13 protein-coding genes are annotated in these 16,676 nt (G+C 62.2%); 6 read left to right on the top strand and 7 right to left on the bottom strand.

What is annotated here, in order from left to right; all coding sequences use genetic code 11:
* Positions 1-25 precede the first annotated feature (25 nt).
* The 4 genes from der to E8Q41_RS09890 all read right to left on the bottom strand — a co-directional run bounded on the left by der (position 26) and on the right by E8Q41_RS09890 (position 6,554).
* A complete protein-coding gene (gene der / locus E8Q41_RS09875; protein ID WP_137155369.1) occupies positions 26-1,453 on the bottom strand; it encodes a ribosome biogenesis GTPase Der in 1,428 nt (475 codons plus the stop codon).
* 31 nt (positions 1,454-1,484) lie between these two features.
* On the bottom strand, positions 1,485-2,156 hold the full coding sequence (locus tag E8Q41_RS09880; RefSeq protein ID WP_137155401.1) for a tetratricopeptide repeat protein: 672 nt from the start codon (positions 2,154-2,156) through the stop codon (positions 1,485-1,487).
* Positions 2,157-2,257: 101 nt separating this feature from the next.
* Positions 2,258-2,845 carry an NnrU family protein gene (locus tag E8Q41_RS09885; RefSeq protein WP_137155370.1) on the bottom strand — a complete coding sequence of 196 codons (588 nt, stop codon included), beginning with the start codon at positions 2,843-2,845 and terminating at the stop codon, positions 2,258-2,260.
* A 91-nt stretch (positions 2,846-2,936) separates the two neighbouring features.
* Positions 2,937-6,554, bottom strand: coding sequence for a response regulator (locus tag E8Q41_RS09890; RefSeq protein ID WP_137155371.1), 3,618 nt, complete (start codon positions 6,552-6,554; stop codon positions 2,937-2,939).
* A 306-nt stretch (positions 6,555-6,860) separates the two neighbouring features.
* Between E8Q41_RS09890 and E8Q41_RS09895 the strand changes: the two genes are divergently transcribed.
* The 6 genes from E8Q41_RS09895 (at position 6,861) to E8Q41_RS09920 (ending at position 13,068) form a co-directional block, all read left to right on the top strand.
* Positions 6,861-8,444, top strand: a complete 1,584-nt coding sequence (locus E8Q41_RS09895) for a trimethylamine methyltransferase family protein (protein ID WP_137155372.1) — start codon at positions 6,861-6,863, stop codon at positions 8,442-8,444.
* 371 nt (positions 8,445-8,815) lie between these two features.
* Entirely contained in the window at positions 8,816-10,675 is a 1,860-nt protein-coding gene (locus tag E8Q41_RS09900; RefSeq protein WP_137155373.1) for a DEAD/DEAH box helicase, read from the top strand.
* A 210-nt stretch (positions 10,676-10,885) separates the two neighbouring features.
* Positions 10,886-11,191, top strand: coding sequence for a hypothetical protein (locus tag E8Q41_RS09905; RefSeq protein ID WP_137155374.1), 306 nt, complete (start codon positions 10,886-10,888; stop codon positions 11,189-11,191).
* A 148-nt stretch (positions 11,192-11,339) separates the two neighbouring features.
* Positions 11,340-12,317 (top strand): calcium-binding protein, encoded by a 978-nt coding sequence (locus E8Q41_RS09910; RefSeq protein WP_137155375.1) that lies wholly within the window; start codon positions 11,340-11,342, stop codon positions 12,315-12,317.
* Positions 12,318-12,394: 77 nt separating this feature from the next.
* The gene (locus tag E8Q41_RS09915) at positions 12,395-12,667 is read left to right on the top strand and encodes an antitoxin (protein ID WP_137155376.1); all 273 of its coding nucleotides are present in this window, start codon (positions 12,395-12,397) and stop codon (positions 12,665-12,667) included.
* The gene (locus E8Q41_RS09920; RefSeq protein ID WP_137155377.1) at positions 12,664-13,068 is read left to right on the top strand and encodes a type II toxin-antitoxin system VapC family toxin; all 405 of its coding nucleotides are present in this window, start codon (positions 12,664-12,666) and stop codon (positions 13,066-13,068) included. The genes E8Q41_RS09915 and E8Q41_RS09920 overlap by 4 nt, the downstream gene beginning before the upstream one ends.
* Positions 13,069-13,135: 67 nt before the next feature.
* On the opposite strand, the gene adh is transcribed toward E8Q41_RS09920, so the two are convergent.
* The 3 genes from adh to E8Q41_RS09935 form a co-directional block, all read right to left on the bottom strand.
* Complete coding sequence (gene adh / locus E8Q41_RS09925; RefSeq protein ID WP_137155378.1) at positions 13,136-14,644, bottom strand: aldehyde dehydrogenase; 1,509 nt, start codon at positions 14,642-14,644, stop codon at positions 13,136-13,138.
* Positions 14,645-14,929: 285 nt separating this feature from the next.
* A complete protein-coding gene (locus E8Q41_RS09930; RefSeq protein ID WP_137155379.1) occupies positions 14,930-15,721 on the bottom strand; it encodes a transglutaminase family protein in 792 nt (263 codons plus the stop codon).
* An 8-nt stretch (positions 15,722-15,729) separates the two neighbouring features.
* A complete protein-coding gene (locus tag E8Q41_RS09935) occupies positions 15,730-16,671 on the bottom strand; it encodes an alpha-E domain-containing protein (RefSeq protein WP_137155402.1) in 942 nt (313 codons plus the stop codon).
* Between the last annotated feature and the right edge of the window lie 5 nt (positions 16,672-16,676).

The raw sequence follows: 16,676 nt of genomic DNA on the forward strand, positions 1-16,676 counted from the left end.
CGCCGAAGACGTCGGGTCGACGTCTTTAGTCCCTCTTGTTCTTCTTACCCTCGAAGGGGTTCACGGAGCTCCGGTAGAAGATCCGGATGGGCACGCCGGCCAGGCCGAAATCCTGGCGCAACCCGTTGATCAGATAGCGCGTATAGCTTTCCGGCAGGGCTTCGGGACGCGAGCAGGAGATCATGAAGCCAGGCGGACGCGACTTCACCTGCGTCATATATTTCAGGCGAATGCGACGACCCGACACCGCCGGTGGCGGATGTCCCTGCGTCTGATAATCGAGCCAGCGATTGAGCTTGGCGGTGGAAACGCGCTTGTTCCAGATCTTGTCGGTGTCGACCACCGCCTGCATCAGCCGGTCGAGCCCGTCGCCGGTCTGGCCGGAAACGGTGATGGCCCGGATGCCGCGCGCCTGCGGCAAGAGCCGCTCGGTCTTTTCGCGCAGATCGGCAAGCACCGCCTGGCGATCCTCGATCAGATCCCATTTGTTGAAGGCGAGCACCGCGGCGCGGCCTTCCTTGATCACGAAGTCGACGATATGCAGATCCTGCTTCTCGAACGGGATCGTGGCGTCGAAGACGATGATCACGGTTTCGGCGAAGCGCACGGCGCGCAGCGTGTCGGCGACCGACAGCTTTTCGAGCTTTTCGGTGATGCGCGAGCGGCGGCGCATGCCGGCGGTGTCGAACATCTTGATCTTGCGGCCGCGCCAGTCCCATTCCACCGAAATGGAATCGCGGGTGATGCCGGCTTCCGGGCCGGTCAACAGGCGGTCCTCGCCGAGAAAACGATTGATCAGCGTCGACTTGCCGGCGTTCGGACGACCGACGACCGCAATGCGCAGCGGCTTCGTGTCGTCATATTCGGGTTCGTAGTCATCGTCCTCGATGTCGTCGATATCTTCCCTCGGCACGACAACGTCGGTTTCGGCGACATCGTCCTCTTCGAAGGCCCGCTCTTCGCCGATCGCCGCGACGATGGCGTCGCGCAGATCGAGCATGCCTTCGCCATGTTCGGCCGAAATCGGGCAGGGCTCGCCCAAGCCGAGGCCATAGGCGTCATAAAAGCCGGCGTCGGAGCCGCGGGCTTCGGACTTGTTGGCGACCAGCACCACCGGCTTGCCGCGACGGCGCAGCATTTCGGCGAGCGTACTGTCGACAGGCGTCAGGCCCATCTTGGCGTCGACCACGAACAGCGTGAGATCGGCCTCATCGATGGCGAGTTCCGTCTGCTGGCGCATGCGGCCTTCGAGGGACTCCTCATCGGCTTCTTCGAGACCGGCCGTATCGATGATCCGGAAGCGCAGATCCATCAATTTGGCGTCGCCCGGCCGGCGGTCGCGGGTCACCCCGGGCGTGTCGTCGACGAGCGCCAGCTTCTTGCCCACCAGCCGATTGAACAGGGTGGATTTGCCGACATTCGGACGTCCGACGATAGCCACTGTGAAACTCATGAACCGCTCCGGACAAGTAAAATAGTTGGGATCAGGACAGCTTGCCGCTGGCCGTGATCAAAGCAAGAAGCGTGCGCGCGCGGCTTGCCGCGCCCGCCGGCGCATTCGCGTCGTCGACGATCAGCTGCAGCCAGTCGCGCGCCTTGGCGTAGTCACCGGACTTGTATGCGGCGAGACCCAGCGCCTCGCGGGCGCCATGACGCATGGCCGAAGCCGGCGTCGCCAGCTCTTCGACTTCAGCTGCGACCTTGGCGTAATCGCCGCTGTCGATCAGAAGCCACGCGGCGCGCAGCCGCGCCACATGCCGCATCGGCTCCGGAATGGAGGTGTCCTTGCCGATCGCCGAGAAATCGGCGACCGCGCCTGCGACATCGCTCTTTTCCGCCTTCAGCGTGGCCAGACGCATGCGCGCCAGCACCGGATAGGCGCCGAAGCCGTCCTTGGAAAGGGCGGCCAATTCCTTTTCGGCGTCCGCCGCGCGGTTGTCGCCAGCGTCCTTGAGCGCGGTCAGGAAGCGGTCGCCCGAGGCGGAGGACTGCTTGCTCTGCCACCACTGCCAGGTCGTGCTGCCCGCGACCCCGAGAACGATGATTGCCGCGCCGCCAATGATGAAGGGCGCGAAACGCTTCCAGACGCTGCGCATCTGTTCAGAGCGCAACTCCTCGTTCACTTCGCGAATGAAACTCTCATTGTCGTTCATCATGGTCATCGTGGATTTCCGTCTTGGCGCGGGTTTCGCATCAAACGCCGCTTCTATCCGATTTCGGCGTCAATGTAAGGGGGCGACGCCGAGAATCTCGGCGCTTATCCCATCGCCATCACGGGAACGCCGATCAGCAAGGCATGGAGCTTCATCACGATCGCGCCATAGACGACGAGGCCGATGGCGACGGCGGCGATGTCATAGGTCCAGGACTTGTAGGGGCGCGGCAGCGCTTCGCCCCGCGCCATGCGCTTCTTATAAGAAATGCGGACGATAACCGCCCAGGCGAGGAAGGCGGCGAACAGGATGACCTGCACAGTCTCGCCATTGGCGAGAAGATGGGCCAGAGCCCAGATCTTCACCGAGGTCACCATGGGATGCTTGGTCTTCGCCGCGATATAGCCGGCCGGCAGGAAGCTGGACACGAGCACGATCACCGCAATCAGCATCAGGGTCAGCGTGATATGGCTGAAGAAGACCGGCGGATAATAGAGCACGCCCGTTTCCAGCCGCGCCTGGCCAAAGCCGTAGATCAGCAGACAGAGCGTTGCGATCGACAGCAATGAATGCACGGCGCGGTAGGTCGGTCGACCCAACGAGGCCACCGCCGCGTCCCGCACGCCGGGCGCGATGGCCTGCAGCAGGTGCAGACCGAGAAACAGGACGAGTCCGAGAAGAAAAACAAGCATGATCAATCCCCTTCGACAGGCCGACGTCCTCGGCGCTCGCGAGGACTCCTAGATCATTTTGCCGCCGGGGGCAAAAGCCGAAAACGTCGCGTCAGCCGGTGGCGGCGTCCTTCTCGATCGGCGCCAGCAGATCGGGCGAATACTGGCGGATTTTCTCGATCACGCGGTCGGGCGTCATCGGCTTGGCGATGCTGTCGACCATGCCGTCGGCCATGCAGGCGCTGAGGCAGGCGTCGTCGCCCCTGCTCACCACGCCGATGATCGGCGGGACGTCACCGCCATAGAGGGCCGCGTCAAGCGCGCGCAGAAGCAGCAGCAGAGTCTGGCCGCTGGCGTCAGGCAAGGTCAGGTCCATCAGCACCAGCGCAGGGCGTTTTTCGCGCCAGGCCGCTTCGGCCGAAGCCGCATCTCCGACGATCCGCCGCTTCAGCCCGGCTTCGGAAAGGATCTGATCGAAAAAGATCTGATTGATGTCGTTGTCCTCGATCACCAGCACATCCGGCCCGCAATCTCCGTCATCACCCGGCTCGTCGGCCTCGACGGCGAAGGACGGAGATCCGGCGTCGCTGCGCCGCGCCCTGATCACGTCGATCAGCGTAGCGCGCAGGATGGGCATGCGCACAGGCTTGGTGAGATAGGCGTCGACCGGAATCGATGCGGCGGGCGCATCGCTGGCGAGTTCGCCCGAGGCCAGCATGATGACCGGCAATCCGGCATAGGCAGGTTCGGCCCGCAGCCGTTCGACGAGGTCGCAGCCGCTTTCGCCGGGCATGGTTTCGTCGACCACGATCGCATCGACGGGCAGACTGCTTTCGGACGCGGCCCGGATGATGGAATAACCGGTCAACGCATCGGCCGCGCCGACGCATTCAAAACCCCAATTGGCGATGTTGTCGCAGAGAATGGTGCGGGTCTGCTCGTGATCGTCGATGACGACGATGCGGGCCTGGGCGAGATCGGCCGACAGCGGCTCCGGACGCCGGCTTTCTGCGGCGACCTGCGCCGGGAGCGCAAAGGAAAATTCCGTCCCCATCCCCTCGACGCTGTGCACCGTGATCACGCCGCCCTGGATCTGCGCGAGACGCTGGGCGATGGCGAGACCCAAGCCGGAGCCTGCGCTTCGGGAGATCGACAGGTCGATCTGGGAGAATTTGTCGAAGATCGTATCGAGCTTGTCGGCCGGAATGCCGACGCCGGTGTCTTCGACGCGCACCTGCAGGATGACATTGCCGGCAGTGTCCGGCGTCGCCTGCACAGAGGCGAGCACATAGCCGCGCTCGGTGAACTGAATGGCGTTGGAGATGAGATTGGTGAGCACCTGCCGGAAGCGCCCTGCGTCGCCCATCACCTTGGCCGGCAATTCGCCCTTACGCTCGACGATGAGTTCGAGATCCTTCTCGGCGGCGCGGCTCGCAAACAGGGTCGCGACATCGTCCAGAGCTTCGGCCGGGTTGAAAGCGGCATATTTGAGCTGGATATGCCCCGAATCCAGCTTGGAGAACTCGATAATGTCGTTGATGATCGCCATCAACGCCTTGCCGGATTTCTGGATGATTTCGATGAAGGCGCGCTGCCGGGTGTCCAGCGGCGACTTGCCGAGCAATTCGGCCATGCCTAGAATGCCGTTGAGCGGCGTGCGGAATTCCACCCCGATATTGGCGAGGAATTCAGACTTCACCTTGTCGGCGGTTTCGGCCTTGGCAACCAGCCGCTGCAATTCGTTCTCGCGCTCTACGGTGCCGGTCTGATCGGAGACGAGCACCACGCCCTGACCGTCGCCGCTCCAGCGCAGCTCGGTCTTGAACCAGCGGCCATTTTCCAACTGGTACCGGCGGGTGAGGTCGCGGTGATTGGCGACTGCGTCTTCCGCTTCAGCCCGCAATAGATCTAGATTCTCGCCGGAGCTACGGAACGGAATCGCGTCGTAGCTGACACGCCAGTCGTTGCCGACTGCGGCCACCTCCGGCGGCACGCCGAATATCTGGGCGAGCGCGCTGTTGGCGAAAACGATTTTTCCATTTTCGATCACGCACACGCCTTGGGGCATTGTGTCGGTGGCGTTCTTGATGAGCCTGTAGGCATTGTCGACTTCGGCCCGTGCCTCGGTCACTTCGCGATCGCGTCGGCGCAGGTCCGTCACATCGAAGTAACACAGCATGATCCGGCCGCGCGACAGATTGATGCTGGAGTATAGATAACGCATGCCGTCATGCAGCACGATTTCGCGCGGCGTGATGGGCGACGCCTGGATTTCCTCCATGCGCTGCCGACGATAATCCGCCCAAGACGTCTCCATGCCCAGACGACGATGGCTTTCCTCCAGCAGAACGGTGAAGGGCAGGCCGACCATGTCTTCAAGCCATTCCGCCGGCATATCCTTCCACAAATGCCGGTGATAGGCGTCGTTCATCATCTGGATGTTGAGCGACGAATCTAACACCAGAATGCCGACATCGACGTTGGAGATGATGTCTTCAATGTCCTTGAGGAGATCGGCGGTCTTACGCGAGGCCTCCTCCAACATCAATTCGCGCTGGCGCACACCGGTGATGTCGGTGATTGCGCCGACAAGATAGGTCAGGCCGCGTTCAGTGCGGATCCGGTCGGTGCGGGCCATGCCGCGGATGGTTCCATCCGGGGCCGGGATATCGATTTCATGCTGTATCGTCTCGCATTCGACCAGCGTCCGTTCATTGCATGCGGCAAGATAATCGGCCCGATCGGGCGGAAACATCTCGTGCTCGGTCAGACCGATGAGGTCGCCGGGCTCCGAGCCCCACAATTCGCTGAACCGTCGGTTCGCGTAGACGAGCTTGTGCTCGATATCACGGGCAAAGGTCGCAACGGGCAGACGATCGAGAAGCTCGCGATAGAGGCTTATCTCCTGAACATGCTTGTCCAGAAGCTCTTCGCGACGCTTCATATCCGTCACGTCGATCCGCATTCCGAGTACGGAACCGTCCGCGAGGCGACGATTCATGAACTGGATATGCCGGCCATTGGGAAGCAGAACCTGATCGGCGGCGACGTCGCGCGAATGCCATTCGACCCGCGTTTCAATCCAAGCCTGCTTGGCCTTGTTGTCGGGTGGATAGGCGTCCGGCCAGATGCAAGCGAAATAGTCATACATCCGCCCGCTGAATTCACGGAAGCTGATGCCGGTTTTGAGCCCTTCGATGCCTGCATAGAAGGCCCAGAGCCGTTCGTTGGCATAGGCGAGCCGGCCATCCGGCGACCAGAGCACCACGCCGACATCGAGGATGTCGAGGATCGAGTCGATCTGCCCCATGTCCATCCCGAGCGACAGGGCCGCGGCGCGGGCTTGAAACTCGACTTTCTTGTCAATCTGCGGCGCAAGCGCCTTCGGCGCGAACCGACAATAAAGAAAGAACCGGCCGTCATTCAGCTCGAAGCGTTCGAGTTCGACATTGAAGAAACCCTTGCCGGCGGGATCGAGATAGTGGCTGGTCTGTTCGTCACCGAACACGACGCAGGAGCGCTCCTTGTCATGCAGGTCAAGACCGGCGTCGAGACCGACATCGCGGCCTGTGCGCCCGATCAGCTCTTCCGTCTTGACGTCGAAAAGGCGGCCAAAGGCCTCGTTGACCACGACATATCTGAGTTCGCTGTCCTTCACGAAGGCAGGCGCGTCGAGTTGGAGAACCCGATCGCAGACCGTCCTCAGCAATGGATCCTCAGAATGCCGCACACAGTTCTCCGGCCCAGGCGCAAATCATGGCCAATTTCTATCAGTCTGCCGTTTAATAAGAGATGAACCATATTGGTTTTTCGCGCCGATGACGGAAATTTGCGGTTCCACGCCGCCGGCAATACTGCCGCAAGCAGAACAGGCGCTGGCCTTATCGCGGCAGGCCGCCCGTTGTTTCTGTCGCTTTTACAAGCGGGTCGGAAAGCCGCCTTTGACATGATGGACGTTAGCCGGCGGGGCTCGATCAAGCCGGCGGGAGCGGCGCCTTTCGCGCCCGGTGAGGCAATGAGAACAAGCGAGAACGACATGAGCGCGGAAGGCACACAGGCAGTCATCATGCAAGAGGAAGCAGCCAGCGAAGGCCGCCGCCGCCGCGCCGGCGGCCGGGGCGCCGATCGCTCGCGCCGTTCCGCAGGCCCCTCCTATCTCAACCTCGTCAACGACAGGCCGCGCACCGAACTTCTCTCCGCCGACCAGCTGGAAGCCATCCACAACGCCTCGCTGACGGTTCTCGAAGAGATCGGCATGGACATCATGCTGCCCGAAGCGCGCGAGATCATGAAGGCGCATGGCGCGCATGTGACCGAAGGTTCCGAACGCGTCCGCTTCGATCGCGGCCTGATCATGGACATGATCGCCACCGTGCCGAAGGAGTTCACGCTGCATGCCCGCAATCCGCAGCGTCATGTGAAGATGGGCGGCAACAATCTCGTCTTCGCCCAGATCGCATCGGCGCCTTTCGTCTCCGACATGGATGGCGGTCGCCGCACCGGCAACCAGGCCGACTACCGCAATCTCGTCAAGCTCGCCCAGTGCTACGACATCATCCACACCACCGGCGGCTATCCCGTCGAACCCGTTGATATCCATGCTTCCGTCCGCCATCTCGACTGCCTGTCCGACATGGTGAAGCTGACCGACAAGCCCTTCCACGCCTATTCGCTCGGCAAGCAGCGCAACGAAGACGCGCTGGAGATCGCCCGCATCGGTCGCGGCGTAAGCTGGGAACAGATGGAGCGCGAGCCGTCGCTTTTCACCATCATCAATTCCTCTTCGCCGCTGCGTCTGGACGGCCCCATGCTGCAGGGCATCATCGAAATGTCGTCGCGCAATCAGGTGGTCGTGCTCACGCCGTTCACACTCGCCGGCGCCATGGCTCCGGTGACGATCGCCGGCGCCGTCGTTCAGCAGAACGCCGAGGCGCTCTGCGGCATCGCCTTTACCCAGATGGTCCGCCGCGGCGCGCCCGCCGTCTATGGCGGCTTCACCTCCAATGTCGACATGAAAACAGGAGCGCCCGCCTTCGGCACGCCGGAATATATGAAGGCCGTGATCGCCGGCGGCCAGCTCGCCCGTCGCTACGGCTTCCCCTATCGCACCTCCAACACCAATGCGGCAAACACGCTCGATGCGCAGGCCGCCTATGAATCGGTGTTCTCGCTCTGGGGCGTGGTGGAAGGCGGCGGCAATTTCATCATGCATTCGGCCGGCTGGACCGAAGGCGGTCTGACGGCCTCCTATGAGAAATTCATTCTCGACGTCGATCTCCTGCAGATGGTCGCCGAATTCCTGAAACCGCTCGACGTTTCCGACGATGCGCTGGGCCTCGACGCCATCCGCGACGTCGGACCGGGCGGCCACTATTTCGGCACGCAGCACACGCTGTCACGCTATGAAACCGCCTTCTATTCGCCGATCCTGTCGGACTGGCGCAACAACGAGACCTGGGTCGAGGCCGGCAGCCCGACCACGTTCCAGCATGCCAACCGCGTCTGGAAGGAAAAGCTCGCAGCTTACGAACAGCCCGCGCTTGATCCGGCGATCGAGGAGGAACTCGACGCCTTCGTCGCCCGCCGCAAGGCCGAAGGCGGCGTGCCGACCGACTTCTGATAGACAAGACTACAACCGGGATCGCGGCGGAGAACGCCGCGATCTGCGCCGCGCGCATATCGCATCTGCGAAACAGTCCTTGACTTTGCCCGCGAAATACACGACATGCAGGCCAGCTTTCCCCTGAAGGGTGCCGCGTGAGCAGCCCGCACGACCACGGATGAAAGCCCTCGTTACGGGGGAACCGGTGAGCGTCGATCAATAAAGGCAAAGCGCGGTCTCGAACGCCCTCGCGTTCGATGCGCCGGAAAGCGAATTTCAGAAACGAACAACAAGTTCCCATGTCACGCGGGGTTCTTGAGCCAGACGCACCGGATGGGCAATGATGTCTATCCGGCGGAGCTGTTTGGCCCCCGAAAGGTAGACTGACTGTGACCACTACGACCAGCTTCGAAACGCTTGGCCTCTCGCAATATCTTCTCAACACCCTGACTGAGACCGGCTTCACGGTCCCCACGCCGATCCAGGCGAAAGCCATTCCGCTGGCGCTCGAAGGCCGCGACATCATCGGCCTCGCCCAGACCGGCACCGGCAAGACGCTCGGCTTCGGCCTGCCCATCATCGCCCGCCTGATCAAGGAAGGCGTCAAGGCCGAACCCAAGGCCTGCCGCGCCCTCATCCTCGCTCCCACCCGCGAACTCGTGAACCAGATCGGCGAAAGCCTGAAGGTGTTCACCCGCAAGTCGCCGCTCAAGCAGACCTCGGTCGTCGGCGGTGCCTCGATCAATGTGCAGTCGAAGATCCTGGAAAAGGGCGTCGACATCCTGATCGCCACGCCGGGCCGCCTGCTCGATCTCTGCAATCGCCGCGCGCTCAACCTGTCCGCCGTTCGCTATCTCGTTCTCGATGAAGCCGACCAGATGATGGACCTCGGCTTTGTCCATGACCTCAAGAAGATCGTGAAGCTGGTGCCCAAGCGTCGCCAGACCATGCTGTTCTCGGCCACCATGCCGCAGGCCATTGCCGAACTCGCCGGCGATTACCTGCATGATCCGGAAGAAGTGTCCGTCACCCCGCCCGGCAAGGCCGCCGACAAGGTGGTGCAGAAGGTCCATTTCGTGCTCGGCCGCGATCACAAGACCGCCCTTCTGAAGGAAGAACTCCGCGCCAACGGCAAGGATGCCCTGAACCTGGTATTCTGCAAGACCAAGCATGGCGCCGAGAAGCTGATGAAGCATCTCGACCAGACGGGCTTCTCCGTCGCTTCCATTCACGGCAACAAGAGCCAGGGCCAGCGCGACCGCGCGCTCAAGGGCTTCCGTGACGGCGACATCCGCACGCTGGTCGCCACCGACGTCGCCGCCCGCGGCATCGACGTGCCCGGCGTCAGCCATGTCTACAATTACGATCTTCCGACCGTGCCGGACACCTATGTCCACCGCATCGGCCGCACGGCTCGCGCCGGCCGCGAAGGCATCGCCATCGCCTTCTGCGCGCCCGATGAACTCAAGATGCTCTATGACATCGAAAAACTGATGGGCCAGCCGGTGCCGGTCGCCTCGGGCGAACGCCCGGAATGGCAGGGCAAGAAGAAGGGCGGCGGCGAAAGCCATCGCGGTCGCCGGCCGGAAAGCCGTGGTCCGCGCGAAGCCCGCGAGCAGGCCGCCGAACGCCGTGAGCAGGCGATCGCCCGCGGCGGTTTCGCCGAAGTCGCCGAGATCGATCTGAACGACGAGAGCGACCGTCCCGCCCGCAAGCCGCGCAGCCCGGAAGGCCAGCGCAACGATCGCGGCCCGCGTCGTGATCGTCCGCAGCGCCAGCCGCGCTCCAGCTTCTCCGAGGTCGAGGAATTGAACGGCGGCGAATTCCGCCCCGTGCGCGACCGCAGCGAAGTCGCCGGCGACCGCCCGGCCCGCGGCGACCGCCGTCCGGAAGGCAAGCGCGATCATGACGGACGTCCCGCCCGCAATGGCCAGAACGGCGAACGCCGCCCCGAGAGCCGTGGCCCTCGCCCGGAAGGACGCGGCCCGCGTCCCGACGGCGACAATCGCGGCCCGCGCCGCGACGCCGCCAAGCCGGCTCCGGGCGCATCGCGCCATAGCCCTGCGCGCTTCGCCGGCTATGCCGAAGACGCCAACCTTCTTTCCGAAGATCGCCCGCAGCAGCGCGACCGTCGCCCGCATGGCGACGCCCGCCCCGAAGGCGCAAAGCCGCATCAGGGCGCAAAGCGCGACGGTGGCAGACCGAACGGCGGTCGCCCGAACCGCGCCAAAGGCCAGTTCCGCGGCTGAGGCTTGAATTTACGACGAGGACTGTGAATGGGGGCGGCGACGCCCCCGTTTTCGTTTGCGCGCCAGACGATGTTCGTGACTGCCCATAACGTGCTTGAACCCATATGAAACCAAATGCTCTACGCTGAATGGCCGTAGCCGCATTCGCCTGCGTCATGATAGACCTCGCTCATCAGAGGCGCGAGCCAGTTGAGGGAGCAAAGAATAGACATGAAGAGGCTGATTATGGCCGTGATCGCGGCTGCGCTGGGAAGCGGCTCCGCCGAAGCGGCAGTTTCCGGCTATTACGACAGCGTCGAACAGATCGGCGTCATTCTCGGCAGCAGCGAGGTGGCAGACGCAGTTCATCAGGCCCCGATCGGAGCGATTTCCAATACGGGAACGCGGAAAGACGGCGCGAAGGAATGGACCATCCGCGTGCAGGAGTGCGATCTCAAGGTCTATCTGATCCCGGTCCTACCCGATGGTCCCGGCAAGACGACCTATCGGCTCGACATTCCAGGCTCATGCGAGTGAGGGACTGGTTCGAGAGGAACTTTATGGTCGAATGGACCTTCGTCGGACACGACACGCCGTTTTCTCAGAATGTTTCCTTGGGAACTTTTGGCTTTGTAAAATCTGCTAAATCAGCTCATACGCAAACGCCAAACAAGGGGAAGGCGCTATGGGAAAGACGATCAACGGCACCAACAAAGCCGACCGCATTGAGCAGGGCGCCGATATCGGTATCCGCGTTTTCGCCAAGGGTGGCAACGACACGATCATTCTCGACCTGAGCGACGGTCGCGGCGGCGGCAATTTCGTCGACGCCGGCGCGGGCAATGACGGCGTGGTCAATCACAAGGAAGACGGCAACGACATCCGGCTGGGCGCGGGCGCCGACACCTATGTCGGCCTTGGTTTCGCGTCCCTCGCCAGCGAAGCCGGCGATCTGGTCCGCGCGGGCGACGGAGCCGACGAGATCGCCGTCTCGACCTTCAAGAGCCGCTATTTCGGCGACGCCGGCAACGACACCTTCTTCTCCGAAGGCTGGTCCAATGTCTTCAATGGCGGGACTGGAACAGACACGATCAGCTACAAGCCGAGGTCGGACGATCCCAGTCTCGGCGGCATTGCGCTCAGCCTCGCCGAAGGCATTGCCCTGACCGGCGCGAACCGCCAGGAAACCCTTGTCGGCATCGAGAATGCCGAGGGGACCAATTCCAGCGACACGCTGATCGGTTCGGGCGGCGCCAATGTTCTCAGGGGCCTCGGCGACGGCGATAGTCTCAACGGTCTCGCCGGCAATGATATGCTCATTGGCGGGGGCGGCTCAGACTTCCTTATGGGCGGATCAGGCGAAGATCGCTTCGTCTTCGTCTCGGTGACCGACAGCAGGAACACGCGCGATTTCGACGTGATCGGCGATTTCACCCATAGTGGGGGCGACGAAATCGATCTTTCCGGCATCGACGCGAAAACGGGACAATCCGGCAACCAATCCTTCCGCTTCATCGGCGGCGGAGATTTCAGCGGCGTCGCCGGTCAGTTGCGCTTCGAAGAAGGCTTTGTTCTGGGCGACGTCAATGGCGACCGCATTCTCGACCTCGCGATCGAACTGGACGGCGTCGCCGAAATGAATGCGGGCGATTTCATTCTCTGACAGGCCTCTCGACATAGGAGAAATTGCCAGAGACGGAGCGATGGGATATACAATACGGCATATGCAAGGAGCTGCCGATGTCCCTCCCCTCTTCGTCGTCGAAGACCAAGGAAGCCAAGCTGTTTCGCAACAATCGCAGTCAGGCGGTCAGGATTCCTGTCGAATTTGAACTTCCGGGAGACCGGGTTCTGATCCGCAAGGAAGGCCAGAGACTGATCATCGAACCCGTGACGGGCCCGACCAACATCGTTGAACTGTTGAACGTCTGGAAGAAAAACGCGCCGCTGGGGCCCGGTGATGAGTTTCCTGATATCGAGGACATGCCGTCGAAGTCCGAGGACATCTTTTGAACGGCTATCTCCTCGACACGAACATCATCAGCGACATCATGCGCAACCCTGCGGGCAGCGCCGCACAACATGTCGAGCGTGTCGGACATCAGGCGATTTTCACGAGCATCGTCGTGGCCGCAGAATTGCGCTATGGCGCCGCCAAGAAGGGCTCGGCCCGACTGACGGCGACCGTTGAAGCCATTCTGCGCACAATCCCTGTTCTGCCTTTGGAGTGTCCGTCGGACACACGGTATGGAGTGATCCGCGCCGAACTGGAAGCTGCTGGACTGAGCATCGGCTTGAATGATCTGCTGATCGGGGCGCAAGCGCTGACGTCCGATCTCGTGCTGGTGACGGACAATGTTCGTGAATTTTCGCGCATCGGCGGCCTGGTTGTCGAGAACTGGCTCGACCGCTGAGGCAAGGCCATAAACAGAACTCCCGGCGTTTCGCCGGGAGCCCGTGGTCAGCCATACGTTCGGAGGATCAGAAGAAACCGAGCGCCTTGGGAGAATAGCTGACCAGCATGTTCTTGGTCTGCTGATAGTGGTCGAGCATCATCTTGTGGGTTTCGCGGCCGATGCCCGATTGCTTGTAGCCGCCGAAGGCCGCATGCGCCGGATAGGCGTGGTAATTGTTGACCCAGACGCGCCCGGCCTGGATGTTGCGGCCGAACTGGTAGCAGCGATTGGCGTCGCGGCTCCAGACGCCCGCGCCGAGGCCGTAAAGCGTGTCATTGGCGATTTCGAGCGCTTCCTCGTCGTCCTTGAAGGTGGTCACGGAGACGACGGGGCCGAAGATTTCTTCCTGGAAGATCCGCATCTTGTTGTGGCCTTCGAACACGGTCGGCTTGACGTAGAAGCCGTGTTCGAGGTCGCCGTCGAGCAGGTTGCGTTCGCCGCCGGTCAAGACTTTCGCGCCCTCCTGCGTGCCGATCTCGATATAGGAGAGGATCTTGTGCAGTTGTTCGGACGACGCCTGCGCGCCGATCATCGTTTCGAGATCCAGCGGATTGCCCTGCTTGATCTTCTCGACGCGGGCGACGGCCTTTTCCATGAAACGATCATAGATCTTTTCATGCACGAGCGCGCGGGACGGGCAGGTGCACACCTCGCCCTGATTGAGCGCGAACATCGCAAAACCTTCGAGCGCCTTGTCGAAGTAATCGTCGTCTTCGGCCATCACGTCGGCGAAGAAGATGTTCGGCGATTTGCCGCCGAGCTCCAGCGTCACCGGGATGAGGTTCTGGCTGGCGTATTGCATGATCAGCCGGCCGGTCGAGGTCTCGCCGGTAAAGGCGATCTTGGCGATGCGCGGGCTGGAGGCGAGCGGCTTGCCGGCTTCAAGGCCGAAACCGTTGACGATGTTGAGCACGCCCGGCGGCAGGATGTCGGCGATGAGATCGGCGAGCACGAGAATGGAGGCAGGCGTCTGTTCGGCCGGCTTCAGCACCACGCAATTGCCGGCGGCGAGCGCCGGCGCGACTTTCCAGGCAGCCATCAGGATCGGGAAGTTCCAGGGAATGATCTGGCCGACCACGCCGAGCGGCTCATGGAAGTGATAAGCGATCGTGTCGTGATCGACTTCGCCGATCGAGCCTTCCTGCGAGCGGACGCAAGCGGCGAAATAGCGGAAATGATCGATGGCCAGCGGAATGTCGGCCGCCATGGTTTCGCGCAGCGGCTTGCCGTTGTCCCAGGTCTCGGCCTGGGCGAGCAGTTCGAGATTGCTCTCCATGCGGTCGGCGATGCGGTTGAGGATCAACGCGCGCTGGGCGACCGGCGTGCGGCCCCATTTGTCCTTGGCGGCATGGGCGGCGTCCAGCGCCAGCTCTACGTCCTTCTCGTTCGAACGGGCGATTTCGCAGAGCTTGCCGCCGGTTACGGGCGTCGTGTCGTCGAAATAGCGGCCGTCGACCGGCTCTACCCACTGACCGCCGATGAAGTTGCCGTAACGCGTCTTGAACGGCGTGGTGGTGATTTTCTGATGCAGCATGGTTTCCTCCCTGATGCGGCGAGGTCCGGCATGGACCCGTGGGAGGGAGGATCGAGGAATTCGTTATATTCGTCCAGATATCACGCAACGATGATAGCGAAGCGGTGTCGCGCGGCTGCGACAGAAGACCCGCACTCTATAGCGATCCCGATCACGAAAGAGCAGATAGGTGAAAGTCCCCATCCCGACGGACCGTCGCAAGGCTGCGCCACTCCCCACCTGCAAACGAAACCGCCCGGCAGAGAGCCGGGCGGAAGCTATAAGCCGGTTTTTTGACGGGTCGCTTTACTGTTCGACCGTGACATTGACGATGATCATCTCCGGCGACGCGCCCAGCCGCATGCCGGAGACCGGCGCGGTGTCGGTGTAATCGAGACCGGTTGCGATGCGGACATAGCGTTCGTCGGGGCAGATCTTGTTGGCGGCGTCGAAGCCGACCCAGCCGAGCCCATCGATATGCGCTTCCGCCCAGGCATGGCTGGCGGCGGCCATGTCGGAACCATCGAGCATATAGCCGGAGACATAGCGGGCCGGCAGACCGAGGAGCCGCGCCGCAGCGATGAAGATATGGGCGTGGTCCTGGCAGACGCCGGCTTTCAATTCCAGCGCCTGCTCGGCGGTGGTTTCTGAACTGGTCACACCCTTCTTGTAGTCGACCGCCTCATGGATGGCCGCCATCAGCGCATGCATGCGGGCGAGATCGCCCTCGCCTTCGATGCCCTTGCCGAGATCGCGGATGAGTTTCCCCGGCTTGGCGAGCGGCGTTTCGCGACGGAACAGCCACAGCGGCGCATGCCCGACATGCGGGCCGAACACGCCGTTGCGCTCCTCTGTCTCGACTTCGCCCTGCGCCATGATGCGGATGGACGTCTGACCTTCAATCACGCTGACCAGTTCGACGCGATTGCCGAAATGATCGTCGTAAAAGGCCTGATGCCCCGCCCCGGTCACCAGCGTCTGCCAGGACAGGACCCTCTGCCCCGGCCAATCCCGGGGCGTCAGCCTCAATCTTTGCAGCGCGAATTCCACCGGTTCGTCATAGTTGTATTCCGTCATGTGGCTGATTTTCAGGCGCATGTCTCAACTCACTTGTAGAACCGATAACCGTCGCTGATCTCGCTGGCGAGCGTGTCGTTGGACAGGATGAAGCCCTCGAGAAACTCGTGCAGCCCCTTGTCCATGATCTCGTCTATCGAGGTCGTCAGCAGCATGTTGCGCGTGCGCGCCGCCGTCTCATGCGCCGAAATCTGGCTGCCGTAATCACGGGCGAGATGAGCGAGATTGGACGCGATCTGCTCATAGCAGAAGGCGAGAGAGCGCGGCATGCGGCGATTGAGGATCAGGAAATGGGCGATGTTGGCCGGCTTGTATTCCGCGTCATAGACCCAGGAATAGGAACGGAAGGCCGACACCGATCTCAGGATCGACTGCCAATGGAAATTGTCCATCGAACCGCCGACATGCAGAAGCGACGGCAGCAGCACGTAGTATTTCACATCGAGGATGCGCGCCGTGTTGTCGGCCCGCTCGATGAAGGAGCCGAGCATGGCGAAGTTATAGAGCTCGTCCCGAAGCTGCGTGCCGGAGAAAGCGCCGCGCATATGCGCGACCCGGCGCTTGATGGCGTCGATGACGTCGGGCAGCGTGGCGTGCGTCACCTTCTTGGCGAGCACGGTCTTCAGTTCGAGCCAGGTTTCGTTGATGCTTTCCCAGGCTTCGCGGGTGAGCGCGGTGCGCACCATGCGGGCGTTGTTGCGGCCGAATTCCAGGCAGTTGATCACCGAGGACGGATTGGTCTTGTCGCGCATGAGAAAGTCCATCGCATCCGCGCCGGCCAGTTTCTCATATTTCGCGGCGTAGAGTTCGCGCACGCCGGCGCTCTGCAACACGCCGTCCCAATCGTCTTCGCTTTCAGTGGAGCGCGTCAGCGACATGCGGAAACCGGCGTCGATGAGGCGGGCGGTGTTTTCGGCGCGTTCCAGATAGCGGGACATCCAGAACAGGCCGTTAGCGGTTCTTCCGAGCATCATCG

Source organism: Rhizobium sp. FKL33, from assembly GCF_005222915.1.
Taxonomy (GTDB): domain Bacteria; phylum Pseudomonadota; class Alphaproteobacteria; order Rhizobiales; family Rhizobiaceae; genus Rhizobium_E.

Coding starts and splice junctions, on each gene's coding strand:
- der (WP_137155369.1), bottom strand. CDS start 1,453: ATGAGTTTCACAGTGGCTATCGTCGGACGTCCGAATGTCGGCAAATCC.
- E8Q41_RS09880 (WP_137155401.1), bottom strand. CDS start 2,156: ATGATGAACGACAATGAGAGTTTCATTCGCGAAGTGAACGAGGAGTTG.
- E8Q41_RS09885 (WP_137155370.1), bottom strand. CDS start 2,845: ATGCTTGTTTTTCTTCTCGGACTCGTCCTGTTTCTCGGTCTGCACCTG.
- E8Q41_RS09895 (WP_137155372.1), top strand. CDS start 6,861: ATGAGCGCGGAAGGCACACAGGCAGTCATCATGCAAGAGGAAGCAGCC.
- E8Q41_RS09905 (WP_137155374.1), top strand. CDS start 10,886: ATGAAGAGGCTGATTATGGCCGTGATCGCGGCTGCGCTGGGAAGCGGC.
- E8Q41_RS09910 (WP_137155375.1), top strand. CDS start 11,340: ATGGGAAAGACGATCAACGGCACCAACAAAGCCGACCGCATTGAGCAG.
- E8Q41_RS09915 (WP_137155376.1), top strand. CDS start 12,395: ATGTCCCTCCCCTCTTCGTCGTCGAAGACCAAGGAAGCCAAGCTGTTT.
- adh (WP_137155378.1), bottom strand. CDS start 14,644: ATGCTGCATCAGAAAATCACCACCACGCCGTTCAAGACGCGTTACGGC.
- E8Q41_RS09930 (WP_137155379.1), bottom strand. CDS start 15,721: ATGCGCCTGAAAATCAGCCACATGACGGAATACAACTATGACGAACCG.
- E8Q41_RS09935 (WP_137155402.1), bottom strand. CDS start 16,671: ATGCTCGGAAGAACCGCTAACGGCCTGTTCTGGATGTCCCGCTATCTG.